This is a genomic window from Siphonobacter aquaeclarae (assembly GCF_900103285.1).
GTDB lineage: Bacteria > Bacteroidota > Bacteroidia > Cytophagales > Spirosomataceae > Siphonobacter > Siphonobacter aquaeclarae.
The window spans coordinates 150,597-169,296 of the sequence record NZ_FNGS01000001.1 but is presented as its reverse complement, the minus strand read 5'-3'; the positions used below and the strand labels follow the sequence as shown (position 1 = coordinate 169,296).

The window sequence follows — 18,700 nt, the reverse complement described above, 5'->3', positions numbered from 1 at the left end:
ATGCTGCTTCTCTGCGGCATATGCATCATACTACCGGTGGCTGCTCACTTCCTTAGCCTTTTCATAAATGTCTTCGTAAAAAACAAGGTCACCTGTTTCAGTGACATCCAGGGTTTTATAGAGAAAAAATACCGGTACCTCCGGCGAAACGGCATAGCTTCCGGAAACCGGATTTGCCGGGCAAGTCGTCAGAAAAGCCGGTTTGAATACCTGTTTTCCGAGCACTGCATTAGCCAACTCAACCGGCTTTTCCACCCGGACGCAACCGTGACTCAGAAACCGGTTTTTTCCGGAAAACGCGGCGCGGTTATTGGTATCGTGCAGGTAGATATCAAACGGGCTTTTCAGTTGAAACTTCATGACGCCCAGCGAGTTATCGCACCCGGTCGATTGCCGGAGGCGATAGGGAAAAGGCTTTTGCCAGTCGATCGAGGACGGGTCGACTGTCTTCCCGTTTTTGTCGATTACCTGCATACCCATTTCGTTCAGCAGGCCGGGGTTATTCCGGAGTTTGGGGAGTAGTTCTTTTCGAGTAATCGACGCCGGGACGTTCCAGTAGGGGTATGTAATCACCTGTGTGACCGGCGCGGAAAATACGGGCGTCGGCGTCGCCTTTTTTCCGGCTATTACCCGGCTCCGGAGGAGTACTTTGCCCGCTGCATTCCGGACTTCCAGTTGCGCGGCCGGAATATTCACTACCACTTTCAGCGGCGCGCTGAACCGGTTCAACCAGCGGTATTCATTAAGCGCCGTTTTCAGCGCGGCAAGCGTCGCCGCGTCCATCGCATATTCGTCACTGCAACCGCGGGCCCAGTAGTCTTCGAGGTAGCAGTAGCGGAGGTCTTCCGGTTCATGTGCGGCCAGCAGACGGTACCAATCACGACCGGCTGCTACGCTGTCTGTCAGGACAGTCAGCAAGGAGACGTTCAGGTTTTCTTTCACCCCGGTATAGGCGATTCCGTCCGGTGCGTGGCCGTAGAGCAGTTCGGTAATCAACCGGCGTGCGCAAACACTGTCGCCCGCATGGCAAACGGTATCAATTCCCTTCGAAAACGCATACGTTTTCAGAACGCGGAGAGGCTGCTGCGCTGCGGCAAGCCACGGCAGCAGAAAAAAGGCAAGCGGCAGAAAAGCTCTCATCCGCGGATCATCAGTTCTTCTTCCAGGAAATATTCACGGTCTCCGTCGGTCCAGAATACCTGCACCAGCCAGCGACCTGAAGCCATGTGTTCGGTCGTGAGGCGGACGAGCGAGTTCGGAACACGGGCAAGGGAGACCTTGAAATCCTGGTACTTCTGCGTCAGGTGGTGGCAGACCAGTTCCCCCTTTTTCAGGGCGGTAGGCAGGGCGATGGTCAGCGTATGCTGATGAGGCAGGTAGTTCATGACACGTTTCAGATAGCGACGCGACAAAGCTACCTGCGCGATTTTTCCGGTGCGATGAGGAAAGGTTGCCCCACCGGCTGATAAAAATCATTCCGGGGAATGCGGGCGACCGTACCGCCTGCATTCCCCGGAAATAGGAAATTACCAGTTTGCGCGGCGCAGTTTCTCTGCCTGCAATACCCGGATAGAGGAGCCGGAAATTTCAATGAGGCCATCCTGTTTGAATTCGCTCAAGGTCCGGATCAGTGATTCCGTCGCGATGCCGATCATGGAGGCGAGGTCATCCCGCGAAAAACGGATCACCTTTGTTTCTTCCGAAGCCTGTTCATTCAGCTGAAGCAGCATATTCGCCACCCGCCGGCGCAGCGAGCTGTAGGCCATCGTGAGGAGCTGCTGCTCCCGCTCGATCACCCGGCCGGCCAGCATCCGGATAAACTGGTGGCTGATCTGCTTGTTGGCCCAGAGCAACTGCTCGAAATCCGTCTGGGGTATGTAAATGAGCTCGGTATCTTCGAGGCATACCGCCGAATCGGCATAGTCCATTTTTTCCAGCACCGAGAGGTAGCCGAAAAACGTACCCGGACCATACAACCCGGTGATAAACTCCTTCCCTTCCGGGTTCATCTTGATCGTCTTGACGGTACCTTTCCGAACGAAGTACACGCGGGAGGGGCGATCGCCTTCGGTGTAGATGTACTGCTTTTTCGGGAAGAAATGGGACTTCCGGTCAACTGACAGCGACTCAAGCTCGACCGTCAGCTGCACGTCATCCAGAAATTCCTGTAATCCGTTGCTGTTCAGGTCGTAGTCGGCCCGGATGCGAACCTGGTCGAGCTGCTCGAACCGGCTCAGCCGTCCTTCGATAGCCTTGAGCAATTCGCTTTCTTCGAACGGCTTGGTCAGAAAATCATCCGCCCCCAGCTCCATGCCTTTGCGGAAGTCGGTCCGCTCCGTTTTCGCCGTCAGGAAGATGAACGGAATGCGGGCCAGGTCCGGGTTCCGGGAGAAAATATGGAGCACGCCGTATCCGTCCAGCACCGGCATCATGATGTCGCAGATAACCAGGTCGGGGTGGGTTTCCATCGCTTTCGCGACGCCCACCTTTCCGTTTTCGGCTTCCATGACCTTATACCCCGCCAGCTCCAGGATTTCGCAGGTATTTTCCCGGATATCTAAATTATCTTCAATAAGCAGAATCGTCTTCATCAGTTTTCACGGGTTCAGTAATCGGAATGACAATCGTGACGGTGGTACCCTGGTTGAGTTCGCTATCAAGGGTGATCTTTCCGCCGATGAGTTCCAGGTAGCGGCGCACGATGTGCAGCCCCAACCCGGTACCCTGAATATTGGTCGCGTTTTGCGCCCGGAAAAACCGCTCGAAAAGGTGTTTCTGGTCTTCTTTGGAGATACCGATACCCTGATCCTGAATGGACAGTACTAGCAGGTTATCCTGCCGGATGCCGTTGATGGAAATCAGGGTTCCTTCGCCGGAGTACTTGATGGCGTTCGAAAGGAGGTTGACGAGAATCATCCGCAGAATGGCAGAATCGCTCCAGACCACATCGCCGAAGTCGAGGCGCGTGTCGAATACCTGGTCCGTCTTGAGCAAACCCTGAAGGTCGGTCATGATCTCAGACAGGAGGCGCATCAGGTCTACTTCCGAGAGCTGTACTTCGACCTTGCCTTCCTCCAGCTTTCCGACAGACAGGAATTCTTCCAGTATATCGTTGAGGTGGTTGACGGACGAGGTAATACGCCGTATGTGCCGGCTCCGCTTATCCTGCTGATCCGACTCGGGGTATTTCTCGATCAGGGAGGCGGAGGTAAGAACGGTCGTAAGCGGCGTCCGGAACTCGTGCGACGCCATAGCCACGAAGCGTGATTTCAGCTCCCCGAGCTCCCGTTCGGTGGCGAGGGCCTTCGACAACTCGTCTTTGGATTTTTCGAGCTCGGCGAGGGTTGTCATCAGGGCATGGGTCCGGTCGACTACCTTCTGTTCCAGCTCGGCATTCATCGATTCGATCCGGTGCTGCTGGGCGAGAAGTTCCTGCTCGGTTTCCTTTTTGAAGGATATATCGATGATGTATGCCACGGCATACAGTTCATCCTCAAGGTGAAAATAGCTCAGGGAAATTTCAACCGGGAAGATCGAACCGTCCTTCCGCCGCGCATACAAATCCCGGTTATGGCCCATCGCCCGAACCTGCGGGTGCCGGTAAAACGACTCCCGGTAGTGTTCGTGGCCCTGGCTGCGGTCGCGGGGAACGAGCAATTCGATGGATTGACCCGTCAGCTCGTTATCCGGATAACCAAAAAGCTTGTAACCCAGCTGGTTACACGAAACAATATTTCCTTTCCGGTCCGATACGATGATGCCGATAGTCGCGCTGTCGAAGATCGCTTCATACCGCCGGGCGTTCTGTTCCAGCTGGTCTTCGATGCGGTGGAGCCATTCCAGGTTGGAGATACGGACCATTGCGTAAGGCCGGTCGTTGATGTCAAACGGATCGACATAAATCCGGGCCCAGAATGTTCTGCCGTCGGCACGGGTGAGAAAGGTCTCGTCCTGGTAGCGGTATTTTCCGCGCTCGCGGATTTCTGCAAGCTTTTCACCTGTCAGAAAGGGGATTGCTTTGCGGACCTGAAGTTCGTCTTTCGTTACAACGCCGAAGAGACCGGTACCGGCCTCGTTGATGCGGAAAAACTCCTCTGATTCCAGATCAAATACGCCAATAAAGTCATCGGCCTGCTCGAAAAGCAGATCCGTAAATATCCGGTGATAAAAATCTGATTCCATGAAAGTGTGGTGCGGTCCGTTGGCGGCCGAGGGTTGAAGTTAGTACAAGCCGGACCAAGAAAAAAAATACGGGGTGACCAAAATCAGGTTTTCCCGTGACGATCCTCATGGATACCGCGTTTCCGGCTGGTCGAAATTTGACTTATGGAAACACGGAGCGGTGGCATCGGGGGAAGCAGACGGGCCTTTGAGGCGCGGACCATTCTGCTGGCATTTTTGGAGTCGACGGGCAATTTATACCTGAATGAATTGCTGTCAGAAGTCCAGGCTGTCTTTGGGAACAGCGTTTCCATTCTCAAAATACGGCAAAACGTCTACCCGGAAATAATCGAAAGCTTTCAGGTCGGGCATTTTCCGACGCTGGTACTGGTCCGCCGCGGCATCGAGCTATGGCGCGGCGAGGGTATTTTGTCCTATACCGACCTCCGCGACCCGCTTTTCAGCAAACTGCATAGTCTGGAGGATACGGCGTGCGGGGTTGGGCAGGGGGCGTAGGGCAAGGAGCAGGGGGCAGGGGGCGTAGGGCAAGGGGCATAGGGTAAAAAGCCTGGGATGGTATATTGCCATTCACGGGCTTTTAATTATTCGCACCAAATACCTTCCAAGACGACTTCACCCCATGCCCTCTGCCCCATGCCCTACGCCCCCTGCCCAACCCCGCTACTTCTCCCTCCAGCGCTGCAACTTCTCCTGTTCCAGGTCAAGAAGGGTCTGATAGCGGCGGATTACTTCTTCGCTGACTTCGTTTTTCCGGTTGATTTCACGGAGCCAGGACCGTTGCCGGTCCAGCAAATCGAGTACCACAGTCGCGTACGCCGCTGACTCTTCAGCCGTTCCGAACTGATCGTGCTCATACCGGGCCCGCAGCTGCGTCAGCATGCGGTTGGCTTCGACAGTCTGCTGGTGGTTTTCGTCCAGAATAGCCAGGCTCCTGGCTGCCAGTTTGCGGCGGATGGCCTCTATCTGTTCCTCTTCCGGCAGGGCTTTGTCGGGATCTTCCATGTTGAGCCAGCCGATCACGACCGGAAGGGTAAGTCCCTGTACCACAAGTGATAATAAAATAACGCTGAAGGTAATGAACAGAATCAGGTTGCGTTGCGGGAACGGCTGCCCGTTTGCCAGCACCAGCGGTACCGAAAGCGCAGCGGCGAGCGATACCACACCTCGCATACCCGCCCAGCCGATGATCACCGGCGCCTTGACGCCCGGACTCGGATCGGCAGTCGTAATGTAGCGGCTGATAAATTTCGTAAAGACAACCGCGCCGAAGGTACAGCACATCCGGATTGCGATCAGGAATACCGTCATCGCTATACCATATACGATGGCTTCTCCGAGCCCGACATCGCCGAGCTGGTCGACGATGACCGGTAGTTCCAGGCCGATCAGCATGAATACCAGTCCGTTGAGGACAAACCCGAGCGCCGACCACACGTTTGTCCCCCGCAACCGGCTGCTATGGCTCAGAATGACGTGGCTTCGGGAAGACAGAAACAGCCCCCCGCTGACCACCGCCAGTACTCCCGAAAAATGGAACATTTCCGCCAGCAGGTACATGGCATAGGGAGCCGTGAGCGTCAGCACAATGTCAATATTCGGATCTGTCGGTAGCCAGCGGTGAATGGCGTAGTATACCAGCGCGACGCCCAGGCCGATCAGAATACCCATTCCTACTACGAGAAAAAAGCTGCCGATTGCTTCCTCAATGGCAAAATGACCGGTACCTACGGCGATCAGCGCAAAGCGGAAGATGATCAAACTGGATGCGTCGTTGAGAAGACTCTCCCCCTCGAGCACCGAAACAATCCGCCGGGGTACCTTGATATGCTTCAGAATAGCCGAAGCCGATACGGCATCCGGCGGAGAGACAATTCCACCAAGCAAAAAGCCCAGCGCCCAGGTAAATCCCGGAATACAGGCGACCGAAAAAGCCGCCACGCCGAAAGCTGTAATCACCACAACCGGAAACGCAAAGCTGGAAATCAGCCGTCTCCAGCGCCAGAATTCCTTCCAGGAGGTATACCAGGCCGCTTCATACAACAGCGGAGGCAGGAAAATGACAAAAATCCATTCGGGCTCAACCGATATGTCAGGTATGCCCGGTATCAGGCTGAGTACCAGCCCTCCGAGCACCAGTACAATCGGGTAGGCCGTCCGGAATTTCTGGGCCAGCATCACCAGCCCGAGGATAATCAAAACAAGCAGAATGTAAAAGAGAAAGGTTTCCGACATGGAGGAAGGTTTTGCGGTACAAAGAGGTTTTCGGGATCAGGGTAAAGATAGAAAAAGGCCCTCAGCAGACGAGCGTCCGCCGAGGGCCTTTTACCGGTAAATTTTAACTAGTTATTGACGAGCTTCATCGAACCTTCATTGTAACGCTCGCCGGTATTCGGGTAGCGGGCAGCAACGGCTTCGATTTCGGCAATTTCCGATGCGGAGAGCTGGATATCTACCGCGCCGGCGTTTTCCTCCAGGTACTTCCGTTTTTTAGTGCCGGGGATCGGGATAATGTCCTCGCCCTTTGCCAGTACCCAGGCCAGGGCAAGCTGCGCGGCGGTAACGCCCTTGTCGGCAGCCAGGCCCGCGAACTCGGCAGCCAGGCGCTGGTTGTTGTCGTAATGCGCGCCGGAGTACCGGGGCAGCAACCGGCGGAAGTCCGAATCGGCCAGCTGGTCAACGGCCAGGGTATTCGTCACCAGTCCCCGCGCCAGCGGCGAGTACGGCACCAGCGATATACCCAATTCCCGCGCCGTATCCAGAATATCCCCTTCCACATCCCGCGAGAGCAGGGAATATTCGCTTTGGAGGGCTGCTATCGGGTGAATAGCATGTGCTTTCCGGATGGAGGCGGCCGATGCTTCGCTGAGGCCGAGGTACCGGACCTTTCCTTCGCGGACAAGGTCGGCCATTGCGCCGACGGTCTCTTCCACCGGCACATTGGGGTCTACCCGGTGGGCGTAGTAGAGGTCGATAACGTCGGTTTTCAGGCGGCGAAGGCTGTCTTCCGCCGCTTTCTTTACCCATTCGGGAGATCCGTCAAAATACGTCCCCGGAGACCCGGAAGGTCCGGCGACGCCATCGCGGAACCGGAAGCCGAATTTGGTAGCCAGAAATACCTTTTCGCGGTTGGAGACGAGTATCCGCGAGAGGAGTTCCTCGTTCTGCCCGTTGCCGTACATGTCAGCGGTATCCCAGAAGTTGATGCCCAGATCAAGGGCCTTGTGAAGGGTGGCGATACTTTCTGTGTCGTCCGTGGGGCCATAGGCAAAGCTCATGCCCATGCATCCCAAACCGATTGCGGAGAGTGATTCGGTCGTGTTGCCCAGTTTTCTGTTTTTCATAGCTGCGTTGGTCACGATGCAAAAGTAGTACCCCTGCTTCCGGCAGCATTTCAAAATTCAAACGAAAGCTGTCAAGATTCAAACAAGGGCTGCGCGGACTTCCCCGGGGGTCATCCCCGTATTCTTCCGGAAGAAATGCGTGAAATAAGCCGGATACTCGAACCCGAGGCTATAGGCAATCTCGGAAACGTTCCAATCGGTATGCCGCAGCAATGCGCCGGCTTCGCGGACAATCCGGGCGGCGATGTGCTCGGTTGTCGTCTTTCCGGTCGTTTCGCGAACAGCGCGGTTGAGGTGGTTAACATGAACGGAAAGATGGCGGGCAAAATCCTGCGCCGTCCGCAGTTTCAGCGCTGTTTGCGGGGTATCGACCGGAAACTGCCGTTCGAGCAGTTCCAGAAACAGCGTTGTAATCCGGGAAGAAGCATTGGTGTGTTTTTCAAAGGAGCCGGCCGGACTCATCCGCATGGCCTCGTGAATCACCAGGTGCAGGTAATGCCGTAATACGCTGTACTTGTGAACATAGTCGGAAGCCATTTCGCGCATCATTTTCCGGTACATATCGGCCAGCACGGCCAGTTGCTCTTCGTCCGGAAAAAACACCGGGCTGCCGCCGATGCGGAACAGCGGGGAATCCTGCAGGCTTTCCTGCCGCTCCCCCGGAAAAATAAACGCCTCCGTAAACAGGCAAAACCAGCCTTGCTGCGATTCGGAACCAGCCTCCCACGAATACGGGATAACAGGGTTCGAAAACAACAGGGCCGGACGGTCGATTCTGATCCACTTATCCGCGTAATGCAGCGTACCCGTTCCGATAATCAGCGAAATCTTGTAGTAATCTCTCCGGCTGTAAGGCGTGATCAGGGCGCACGATTCCCGGGAAAAAACGTTGAAATGCCCGATTCCCGAGCGTTCCGGGCTGCCCGGATTCTTCAACGCTACCCGACCGTAAAAATCCTGAATCGATTCTGCTGTATTCATGCGGCAAAGTTATAAAAATCAAACCGAGGTTAGCACTTCTTCCTCGGTTTCATATCGGGAAGCGCGATCGTAGATGATCGGAAGATTCCGTTGTTTCATCTGCCGTTTGCCCCATTCGCACAACAGGCCGATGGCGGGAAGCAGGTCCTGGCCGTCGCCTGTCAGTTCGTATTCCACCCGGGGAGGTACTTCGTGGTAGACCTTCCGCGTGATGAGTGCATCCCGCTCCAGCTCGCGTAAAGCCTGCGTCAGCATTTTAGGAGTAATATCCGGCATTCCCCGGCGCAGTTCGCCGTAACGCAGGATACCTTCCCGCAGGTGAAAGAGTATCCGGGCCTTGTATTTTCCGCCCATCCGCTGGAAGGCGTAATCTACCGCACAGGCCGCACGGGTGAGCTCTTCTATTTTTTTTGACATTTTTTTCCCGGTTTGCAGCTCATATGCCCCATTAGTATCCATTTGGTACGTAGGTTACCATTTGGTGCATACTTGCCTCAAAGATAGCATAAATCTAGCTTTGCTGCGAACTTCGATTTCACTCTTATGAAAGCCTTTGTATTGACCCAACCGGGTGGACCCGAAAACCTGGTCCTCTCCGATCTTCCCGTACCGCAGCCGAAATCAGGAGAAGTCCTGGTTCGCACCAAAGCATTGAGTATCAATCCGGTAGATATAGCTGTCCGGTCGTATGACTGGGCGTTGAATATGTTCCTGCAACCTGTGGCGGGAGAGCCGGTTGTCCTCGGTTGGGATATTGCCGGTATCGTCGAAAGCGTTGGACCGGACGTAACGTCCTTCAAACCCGGCGACGCCGTATTCGGTATGGTACGCTTTCCGGGGTACGGAAAAGCCTATGCAGAATATGTCGCGGCTCCGGCCGATCAGTTAGCGCTCAAACCGGCCGCCGTTTCCTTCGAATCGGCCGCGGCAACAACACTCGCCGCCCTTACTGCCTGGAAAGCGGTGGTCGGCTATGGACAGGTGAAAAAGGGAGACCGCGTACTGATCCACGGCGTCACGGGCGGCGTCGGTCATTTTGCGGCGCAGATTGCCCGGCATTTCGGCGCCTATGTCATAGGTACTTCCTCTGCCACCCACCGGGATTTCGCGCTGACACTGGTGGATGAACACATCGATTATAAAAGTACACGGTTTGAAGAAGTCGTTTCGGACGTCGATTTCGTCCTCGATGGTGTACAGATGACGAAAGAACACCTCGAACGCTCCCTGACCGTGATTCGCCCGGGCGGAACGCTCGTCAGTATTCTGGCACAGTTCGACGAGGCGCTCAATCAACAACTCAGCGCCCGCCAGGTAAAAGGCTACCGTGTAGGTGTGGTTTCCGATGGCGCCGATCAGCGTTCGCTGGCAGAACTGCTTGAAAGCGGCGCACTGCAACCGCACATATTCAGGACGTTTGCCTTCGACGAATTACCGGAAGCACACCGGGTACAGGAGTCGAAATCCATCGCGGGAAAAGTGGTTGTTACCGTCTGAAACCGTAGAAAGACCTCCACTGCTCTAATTTTTCTGTGAAGTCTGTGTCGTCTGTGAGCTAACTATATTTTTCTCACAGACGACACAGACTTCACAGAAAAAAATTGGTGAGTTATTCTTCTTCCGAAGCGATGAACGCCGACTGCAACTGAATCAAATCACCAAAGAAAACCGCATTCAGAAATAACCGGTCCGTTCCATGCCAGTAATGGCGATACGTCGGATCTTCTGCAAACAGAATCGTCTTTCCCTGACCCGATTGTCCGATCAGAATAGACGCTGTATTGTTGATTTTGGCGATGTTTTCGCGGGTTACAAAACCGCTGATGTATGACGACGGCGTATACTTCGCCACGGTAGCGTACTTGTCCCGGCTCGGCAGCAGAATCGTGCTTCCGGTTTTGGTGAAGAAGATCCGGCGGTCGTTCAGCCCAAATGCAATCGGGTTTGTGATGTCGATATCTGCCTGGAAAATTCCTCCGTTGATTCGCCGGGGCGCTTCGGTTTCCGCGCGGACGGCATAGTCTGTCCGCTGATTGCCGCGGCGACTGGCCGAAGAATCCACGTAAACCCGTTCCTTCGCCAGTCCCTGCCGGATCGCCCATTCCGCAGCCGCGCGGAACGTAATGAGCGTACCGCCTTTGGCTACCCAGGTTTTCAGCTCGTCTACAGCCGGTTTGTCCAGCTCCCGGTAATTGCCGCTGGTCAGTACCAGGACGTTATACCGGTCGAGCGAGGTACGGCCAACCGAACTTACCTCCAGTTTTGACACCGGCAGGCCGAGGTGGCTATTGAGCAGGAACCATACCTGCCCTACTTCCGCCAGTCCGGAACCGGGGCCGGCCAGCACCGCTACCTCCGGCTTGCGGATGGTCCGGACGTTGTTGCTGCCCAGGTCAATACCTTCCACGCTGAAACCTGTGGAAGTCGTCGAAAACGTCACTTTCGCAACACGGGCCGCTTCCGATACCGCCGCAAAGAGGCTATCCGCGCCAAGCGTCTGCGTCTGTACCGGAACTACCAGTGAGCCGTAACCAAACTTCTGAACACCTGCATTGGTCTTGCTCGTGAACGGTTTGAGCGCCGTTTTGACCAAAACTCCCTTTTTCAACAAGGTATACAGTGCGCGGGAGGCGTTGTAGTCCGACCAGTTCAGCAGGTAAGCATACGTCGCTTTGCCGCCGGTTACTGTACCTTTAACGTCTTCTACCTTCGTCACTTTATCGCCGAGCGAAACGGCCCCCGTCAACTTCGCATACTGCACTCCGTATGCATGGATGACGGACCAGGAAGTATTATCGTAAAATGTACTGTCCTTCAGCTTCGGTGTTTCTTCAAAAAGCGAGTGTACAATCCGGAAGAAGGGCTGGTCGGCAGGAACGACATAGGCTTTGCCTTTTTCGAATTTCTTTCCGTCGACGGTAACGTCCGCCGGCAACTGATACACATTCAGCCGGTGCCGCAGCGCCAGGCCTAGCAGCCGCTGCGTGAGTGATACATCCCGGCTATCCCCGAAAACATAGCCTTTTGCGGGATTAGCCTTGCCCTGGGTAACAGCGGAGCGGAAAAATTCCTTCTGAAGCTTAAAGAGGTTTTCCTTTTCGGCGACGGCACCCTTGACCGTAGCAAGACCCGTCACAAGATGATTCCGAATGGTAAACGGAAAGGTCACCAGCCCGGAGGTACTTTCCTGGACGAGTCCGCGGGAGCTTCCCTGTTCAAACGTCACGCCCACTGCCCCGTAAAAATCGGGGTAGGTAGAGCCGTAAATCGGAGACAGGTTATCGAACGCTTCTTTCGTAAAATACAGCGACCCGATTTTGTCCAGCGCCTCGGCGTGGTACCGGGCCAGGGTAGTATTGAAGTCGTAAGACGATTGCGGGATAATCGGGCTTTGGTTTCCGGCCGGAGACGGTTCGAAGTAATACGTACTATTCGTCCCCATCTCATGAAAATCAATGTGGACGTTCGGGTACCACTGGTGCGAAAACTCCACCCGATTCTGGCTTTCAATCTGCTCGGCGCTGAGCCAGTCGCGGTTGAGGTCGGTGAAAAAGTGGTTCACGCGCGCGCCCGGCCAGGCCTGGTTGTGCTCAATGTCCGCCGGATCGGAAACAGGCGGAAAGGATTTGTAGGCATTGTGCCAGTTGGCGCCGCGATCCCGTCCATCCGGGTTTTGAGACGGATCGATCAGAATTACGGCTTCTTTCAGCTGGTTCACGGTTTCCGGGCTCTGACTGGCCGCCAGGTAGTAGGCCGTCAGCAATGCCGCTTCTCCGCCCGAGGTCTCAGCGCCGTGCACGCTGTAGCCGAGGAGAATAACGACCGGGTCGGCCTTTTCCAGTCCGTTTTTGGACGGGTCGGTCACCGTTACGTGGCGCTGGCGGATGTCTTCCAGGCGGTTATGATTTTCGGGAGACGTGACGGTCAGGACAACCTGTGGCCGCTCCTCATACGTCTTGCCGATTACCTGAAGCTTCGCCCGGCCGCCGGAGGTTCGCTCCAGCTCCCGGAAATACGCCACGAGCTGGTCGTGCCGGGTGTAGTGCGTGCCGATGGCATAGCCAAGGAATTGCTCCGGCGTTGGGACGTTCGGGTTAAACGGCCCCGCTCCCGGAAAGAAATACGCGTGCTGGGCACGAAGCGAAAAGGTACTGAGGAGGAAGAGAGCGGCAATCGCCCATCTGAAACGGTTCATGTCGGATATGAATTAGTAGCCTGGATTTTGTTCAAGATCGGGATCGGACAGGACGTCCTGGTAGGGAAACGGAAAGACCCAGTAATTGCGGTCGGTGACGCCGAGTACAGCCCCCGCACGACCGGTCCGCGTAAGGTCAAACCAGCGGTGGGCTTCAAAGGCAAACTCAACGCTGTTTTCGTCTTCAATGGCCTGAAGGACAGCAGCCTGCGTCGCCCCTGAAAACGCGGCAACATCTGCCCGGGCACGGATCACGTTGAGGTCGGCGACGGCGGCGGTCAGCTTGTTCTGCTGCGCGCGCGCTTCTGCCCGGATGAGGTACAGCTCGGCGATGCGGATGAGGTACGAAGGATCGGTACTCGTGGCGGAAGTATTATACAGTACCCCGTATACGTTGCTTCCGGTTCCGGCAAGCAGGGTACTCCGGCTGCCGCCGATCGCCGGGTCATTCAGTTTCTGGGTAACCGACGCCGAAGGTTTCAGTGTATACTGCCCGCCCAGCGAGCTGGGATACCAGAGGTTCCAGTAGCTATTCCGGTTGTTGGTAGAATAGGTCAGCTCGAATACCGATTCCTTTGTCAGAAACGGAGACGTGAAGAAGTTTTTGAACGGCTTCACCAGTTCGTACTTCGTATTGCCGATTACCTGGGTCGCATAGGCCTCCGCATCTGCCCACTGCCCGCGGTAGAGGTGTAAGCGCGCCCGCAGCGCCCGGGCGATACTTTTCTGTGCCCGGTTGCGGGTAGTCGCATCTTCCGGAAGCAGCTCCTCCGCTTTGACGAGGTCGGCAAGTACCTGATCATAGGTAGCGTCGAGCGTACTGCGTTTGATACCTTTCAGATCCGCCAGATCGGCGGTTGGCTTCAGCTGCAGCTGCACCCCGCCCCAGCCACGCGCCAGGTCAAAGTACCCCAGCGCCCGCAGGAAGTATGCCTCTCCGAGAATGGTATTCTTTTCGGTCGAACCGAGGTTCGGATCCTGGATACCCGGCACATACGCGATGATACTGTTTGCCGAATTGATCACCCGGTAAATACCCTGGTATACATCGAGCGTGACGGCATTGTCCGGCGTCACTGCGTTCTGATCCAACTGAAGGTACTGGCTGAGGGTACCGTTGAAAATAACGTTGTCGGCCGGCATGGTACCCAATGTCGGGTAGCTGCTGGCATAGTATCCCTGCACGCGGGAATACGCGCCGATGATAGCCGCCCGGGCAGTACCGGCGTCGATAATCGCGCTGGCCGTCGGCAGGGCATTATTGGGAGATTCTTCCAGGTATTTATCGCAGGACGTCAGGCCGGTGAGGGCGACGAGCAGCGTGAGTAGTTTCTGTTTCATGTCGATCGGATTAAAGAGTCACACTTACGCCCACCTGGACCGTCCGCGGCTGCGGAACCGTCGCCCAGTCGTAGCCGGCGGTATTCTGGCTGTTGCTCTGCGAGCTGACCTCGGGATCAAGACCCGTAAAGCGGGTGAATGTCAGGAGATTGGCCGCCTGCACGTACGCCCGCACATTCGTCAGGCCCGCCCGCTTCACGATGCTCTGCGGCACGGTATACCCGAGCGATACGTTCCGAAGCCGGATGAAAGAGCCGTCGAGCAGGTACCGCGAACTCTGGTTGGCAACGTTGCCGCCGTAGTTGTTCGATGGCCCGCCGTTGACCGTCGGTGCGCCGCTGTACGTCGTCAGCCGGGGAATATCCGTCACGTCGCCCGGTTTCTGCCACCGCTCCAGCTGACGGGGAATAAATCCGATGAAATTCTGCGTTCCTCCATGCACCAAAAAGAAATCGTGCATGCTCATGATCTTGTTTCCTTCCTGGAAATAGAAAAGAAAATTGAGGTCAAACTGCTTGTAAGACAGGGTATTGGTCAAACCGCCCGTGAACCGAGGCAGCGCATTTCCGACAATCTGCCGGTCGGCCGACGTCAGAATACCGTCCTTGTTCACGTCTTCATACACCGCATTCCCTGTTTGCGGATCGACATACAGTTGCTTGTACAACTGGAAGGAGTTAACGGCATATCCCTGACGAAGGATGGAGATATTTCGACCCGACGCGCCCAGTGCAATATCCGACGCCAGTTTTTCAATTTTATTCCGGTTGAAAGAAATGTTGAAGTCGGTCGACCACCGGAAATTCCGTCCCTCAATATTCCGGGAATGGAGTGCTATTTCGACGCCTTTGTTCCGGACCGCACCGAAGTTCTGCAGGTAGGTCGTGAACCCGGAGCGCGACGGCACGGGCACGTTCAGCAGCAGGTCATAGGTGTATTTGTTGTAATAGTCCACCGTAACCCCCAGCCGGTTGTTCAGTATGCTGAATTCCGTTCCGATATCCACCTGCCGGGTCGTTTCCCAGGTCAGGAGGCGGTTTTCGAGCTGCGACGGGGACGTACCCGCTGTTTCAAGGTAATTGGAGCCGGACGACCACAACCCCTGCGCGGCATACGAGCCGATGCCGTTCTGATTACCTGAAAGACCGATACTCGCCCGGAATTTCAGTTCGTTGAATACGCCCAGGTCTTTCACGAACGATTCGTTCGACGCGTTCCAGGCAACACCTGCCGACGGGAAGTACCCCCAGCGGCGATCGGCGCCGAATTTGGAGGACGCATCCGCGCGAAGACTGACGTCCAGCGTAAAGCGGTTATCGAACGTGTAGCCGGCCTTCCCGAAGAACGATACCAGGCGGGCTACCGCGCGGCTGGACGATCCGAGCGTTGTGGCAGCGACCGAGATACTCGTCAGGTTGTTCGTCGCGAATCCCTGTCCGGTGGCGGTTGTACTTTCCTGAATTACACTGTTGACCGTATTCCCGACAAGCGCGTGCAGGCGGTGCTTCTCTCCGAACGACTTCCGCCAGGTCAGAATCTGTTCGTTGGTGAGAATCAGGTTTTTCGTTTCGTAGGAAGCAGCGGAGCCTTTTGTGGCAATCCCGGCCGAAATGAGCGTATTGCTGTAATTGTTTTCATACATATCGCTGTTGTCGAGACTCCAGCTGCTTTTCAGCGTCAGCTCCGGCAGAATGGCCCACTCGGCATACAGGTTGGCGATGGTACGCCAGCCGACAGCATTGTTATTCAGGTTCCGGATCAATGCCAGGTGGTTGTCGAAACTTCCGGACCGGGCATAGGTGCCGTCGTCGTTGAACACCGGCAGGTACGACCGCGGGAAAATCGCCGAATTGATCACGCCCGTCGGGTTATTGTCATTGCTGCTGACGTTCCGGTAGGTACGGGTAATGTTGAGGCTATTGCCCAGCTTCACTTTGTCGCTCAGGTGGTTATCATAGTTAAACCGAACCGTATACCGCTCAAAATCAGACGGTTTAACAATCGATTCCTGCTTGAGGTAACTGAAACCGGCGAAGTAGGTACTCCGGGCTGTACCTCCTTGCGCGGAGAGGTCGTAGCTCGACGTTCCCGCCACCCGGAAAAGATCGCTGATGCGGTCATAGGTCGGAAGTTTGGAGGGATCGGCAAAGGGCAGGGTGATCGTCGACGGATCCACACCTCGGTCGATCGCCGTATTGACTGCCGCTTCGTTGACGAGGGTACCGGTTTCGGGGCCTGTTGTGGCGCGGAATTTCTTCACCGCGTCCGACCAGCCATGCGAAATATTGGCAGTAATCCGTGCCTTGGTATTCAGGCTGCCGCGCTTGGTGGTAACGATAACGACGCCATTGGCACCCAGCGAACCGTAGATAGCCGTGGCGTTGGCGTCTTTCAAAATCTGGATGCTCTCGATATCCGCCGGGTTGATATCAGCCAGCGGGTTCGACTGCTGCTGATTGCCAATACTCGTCCGGATCGGTTCGGTATTGCTGACGAAGACGCCGTCGATCACATACAAGGGGTCTACGGAAGCATTGATCGAGTTATTTCCCCGGACGCGGAAGGTGATTCCGCCGCCGGGAACGCCGGAGTTGGACGTCACCTGTACGCCTGTTGCTTTTCCCTGAAGAAGCTGGTTAAAACTCGCCGCGGGCGTGCCTTTGAGGTCTTCTCCGGAAATACGCGTCACCGAACCGACGATGTCCTTTCGGTTCTGAACGCTGTAGCCGGTGATGACGACGTCGTTCAGCACTTTGCTGTCTGTTTCGAGGACGATGGTGAGCGAGGTACGGCCGCCGACCTCCACTTCTACCGTCGAAAAGCCGACATAGCTGACCTGAAGAACGCTCCCCGGGCCGGGAAGCTGGAGGCGAAATCCGCCGTAGCCATCAGTAAGTGCGGCTGTTTGAGTGCCTTTGACGCGGACCGTCGCGCCGACAAGCGGCTCGTTTTCCCTGGTTGTCACTTTTCCGCGAAGCGCAAACTGCTGCGCCCAAAGCGGGGCGGCCAGCAGCCAGAGAAATAAAAGAGGTAAAATGCGATTCATAGGTGGTCAATTGGAAGAAAAAAACAGTTGATGAGTTTTTCGGGTAGTTCGATAGACATACTATTCTATGGAAACAAAAATCTCCCGCCCCTTCCCGAAAGAAGGGTTCTGAATAGGCAGGAAATAAGAAAGTCGGGTAGATCAGGTCATACAGCGAAGGAATGTTGGTGAATGGGAGGGCAAATATATATTTATTCTATCTATTAAGTATACTAAAGAAAAATTTTAGGGCCAGAACCGTTATTTCCACTTTTTTCAAAAATCTGAAAACCTTTTCCGGCCATTGCCCGTATATAGATTTGGACAACCGAAAGACTCCTGCCGGTTTCGCTGTCAGGAGTCCATTAAAGGTGTGGGTTAATTCATTTCCGGTACAGGGGCTTCTTTCAGAGAAGCCTTTTGTCTTTTATACGGGTCTGATCTTCCGATAATTGCTAAAAAGAGTTAAATAGCCCCGTCTCCCGCAACAAAGGGCTCCGCCGCCCGGTTGTTTTCTTACAGGGATAGGTTATTCCCTCCCGATCAAAAAAGGAAGCATATGAAATTTTCGATAACCCTGCTCCTGGCTGTCAGCCTCATCTCCGGAGCATTTGCCCAGAAAAACGACGCCATCGCCGGATGGATAGAGCATAAAACATTTGTGTTCCGTGCCCAGAGCGCTACTGCCATGCGGGGCCGCACGGTTCAGCTGACGACAGAATACCGGGTAGACGTCTCCCCCGAAGCGGCTGTCGCCTATCTCCCCTACTTCGGCCGGGCATATTCTGCACCGATAGGTACCAACGACGGCGGAATCAAGTTCACCTCCAAAGACTACTCCTATACCGTCAAACAAAGGAAGAAAGGCGGATGGGACGTTACGCTGACTCCGAAAGACGCGAAGGGCGTTCGCCAGCTTTTCTTCAGCATCAGTGAAAACGGGTATGCCTCACTCCAGGTAACGAGCCAGAACCGTCAGCCGATTTCGTTCTACGGAACCATTCTCGAGCCGAAAACCAAATAGGTTATCCCTGAACAGGAAAAACACCGCCGCGAAATATTGCCGGCGGTGTTTTTTTATGCCTGTCGGAATAGGCCCCTGATAATGTCGCATTCGGGGGACCGTCGGGATACGCTCCCCGCCTACCTTTGTCTCATCATCCAATCAACCTCTTTTTCACACATGGCACGCAAAATTTTCGTCAACCTCCCGATCAAGAACCTCGCCGACACCACGGCATTCTTCACGAAGCTCGGCTTCACGTTCAATCAGCAGTTTACCGATGAAAACGCAACTTGTATGGTTGTGTCGGAAGACATTTTCGTGATGCTGCTCGTCGAGCCCTTCTTCAGCAATTTCATCAAAAAGCCCATCGCAGACGCCAAGGCCGTCACCGAAGTGATCCTGGCGCTCTCTGCCGAGAGCCGTGCAGAAGTAGACGATATCGTTGAGAAAGCCATTGCCGCCGGCGGACGTCAGACCCTCGATCCGCAGGATCACGGCTGGATGTACCAGCGCAGCTTCGAAGACATCAACGGCCACCAGTGGGAATTTGCCTACATGGATGAAGCGGCTCTCGCTGCTCAGGGCGGCCAGCCGTAATCGCATGGGGCATGGAGCAGAGGGCATGGGTC

The 18,700-nt window shown here is 55.3% G+C and carries 15 protein-coding genes; 4 read left to right on the top strand and 11 right to left on the bottom strand.

What is annotated here, in order from left to right; all coding sequences use genetic code 11:
• Positions 1-30: 30 nt before the first annotated feature.
• The 4 genes from BLR09_RS00670 to BLR09_RS00655 all read right to left on the bottom strand — a co-directional run bounded on the left by BLR09_RS00670 (position 31) and on the right by BLR09_RS00655 (position 4,182).
• Positions 31-1,140, bottom strand: a complete 1,110-nt coding sequence (locus BLR09_RS00670; RefSeq protein WP_093196513.1) for a L,D-transpeptidase family protein — start codon at positions 1,138-1,140, stop codon at positions 31-33.
• On the bottom strand, positions 1,137-1,385 hold the full coding sequence (locus BLR09_RS00665) for a FixH family protein (protein ID WP_093196512.1): 249 nt from the start codon (positions 1,383-1,385) through the stop codon (positions 1,137-1,139). The genes BLR09_RS00670 and BLR09_RS00665 overlap by 4 nt, the downstream gene beginning before the upstream one ends.
• Before the next feature lie 141 nt (positions 1,386-1,526).
• Positions 1,527-2,591 carry a response regulator gene (locus tag BLR09_RS00660; protein WP_093196511.1) on the bottom strand — a complete coding sequence of 355 codons (1,065 nt, stop codon included), beginning with the start codon at positions 2,589-2,591 and terminating at the stop codon, positions 1,527-1,529.
• A complete protein-coding gene (locus BLR09_RS00655; RefSeq protein ID WP_093196510.1) occupies positions 2,569-4,182 on the bottom strand; it encodes a sensor histidine kinase in 1,614 nt (537 codons plus the stop codon). The genes BLR09_RS00660 and BLR09_RS00655 overlap by 23 nt, the downstream gene beginning before the upstream one ends.
• A 144-nt stretch (positions 4,183-4,326) precedes the next feature.
• On the opposite strand from BLR09_RS00655, the gene BLR09_RS00650 reads away from it, so the two are divergent.
• A complete protein-coding gene (locus BLR09_RS00650) occupies positions 4,327-4,677 on the top strand; it encodes a YbbN family protein (protein ID WP_093196508.1) in 351 nt (116 codons plus the stop codon).
• Between the two features lie 165 nt (positions 4,678-4,842).
• Here BLR09_RS00650 and BLR09_RS00645 read toward each other — a convergent pair whose 3' ends face one another.
• From BLR09_RS00645 to BLR09_RS00630, 4 genes are all read right to left on the bottom strand, one after another.
• Positions 4,843-6,414 (bottom strand): Na+/H+ antiporter, encoded by a 1,572-nt coding sequence (locus BLR09_RS00645; protein ID WP_093196506.1) that lies wholly within the window; start codon positions 6,412-6,414, stop codon positions 4,843-4,845.
• A 107-nt stretch (positions 6,415-6,521) separates the two neighbouring features.
• The gene (locus BLR09_RS00640) at positions 6,522-7,523 is read right to left on the bottom strand and encodes an aldo/keto reductase (protein WP_093196504.1); all 1,002 of its coding nucleotides are present in this window, start codon (positions 7,521-7,523) and stop codon (positions 6,522-6,524) included.
• 78 nt (positions 7,524-7,601) lie between these two features.
• Positions 7,602-8,504 carry a helix-turn-helix domain-containing protein gene (locus BLR09_RS00635; protein WP_093196502.1) on the bottom strand — a complete coding sequence of 301 codons (903 nt, stop codon included), beginning with the start codon at positions 8,502-8,504 and terminating at the stop codon, positions 7,602-7,604.
• Between the two features lie 18 nt (positions 8,505-8,522).
• On the bottom strand, positions 8,523-8,921 hold the full coding sequence (locus tag BLR09_RS00630; RefSeq protein WP_093197779.1) for a winged helix-turn-helix transcriptional regulator: 399 nt from the start codon (positions 8,919-8,921) through the stop codon (positions 8,523-8,525).
• Positions 8,922-9,047: 126 nt separating this feature from the next.
• On the opposite strand from BLR09_RS00630, the gene BLR09_RS00625 reads away from it, so the two are divergent.
• Positions 9,048-10,001, top strand: coding sequence for an NADP-dependent oxidoreductase (locus tag BLR09_RS00625; RefSeq protein WP_093196500.1), 954 nt, complete (start codon positions 9,048-9,050; stop codon positions 9,999-10,001).
• Positions 10,002-10,113: 112 nt separating this feature from the next.
• On the opposite strand, the gene BLR09_RS00620 is transcribed toward BLR09_RS00625, so the two are convergent.
• From BLR09_RS00620 to BLR09_RS00610, 3 genes are read right to left on the bottom strand one after another with little or no spacing between them, the layout of a single operon-like run.
• Positions 10,114-12,699 (bottom strand): M14 family zinc carboxypeptidase, encoded by a 2,586-nt coding sequence (locus BLR09_RS00620; protein ID WP_093196498.1) that lies wholly within the window; start codon positions 12,697-12,699, stop codon positions 10,114-10,116.
• 12 nt (positions 12,700-12,711) lie between these two features.
• Entirely contained in the window at positions 12,712-14,040 is a 1,329-nt protein-coding gene (locus BLR09_RS00615) for a RagB/SusD family nutrient uptake outer membrane protein (RefSeq protein ID WP_093196496.1), read from the bottom strand.
• A gap of 10 nt (positions 14,041-14,050) precedes the next feature.
• Positions 14,051-17,086, bottom strand: a complete 3,036-nt coding sequence (locus tag BLR09_RS00610; protein ID WP_093196494.1) for a SusC/RagA family TonB-linked outer membrane protein — start codon at positions 17,084-17,086, stop codon at positions 14,051-14,053.
• 538 nt (positions 17,087-17,624) lie between these two features.
• On the opposite strand from BLR09_RS00610, the gene BLR09_RS00605 reads away from it, so the two are divergent.
• Entirely contained in the window at positions 17,625-18,089 is a 465-nt protein-coding gene (locus BLR09_RS00605) for a DUF4251 domain-containing protein (RefSeq protein ID WP_093196492.1), read from the top strand.
• Positions 18,090-18,248: 159 nt separating this feature from the next.
• The gene (locus BLR09_RS00600; RefSeq protein WP_093196490.1) at positions 18,249-18,668 is read left to right on the top strand and encodes a VOC family protein; all 420 of its coding nucleotides are present in this window, start codon (positions 18,249-18,251) and stop codon (positions 18,666-18,668) included.
• The last annotated feature ends 32 nt before the right edge of the window (positions 18,669-18,700 follow it).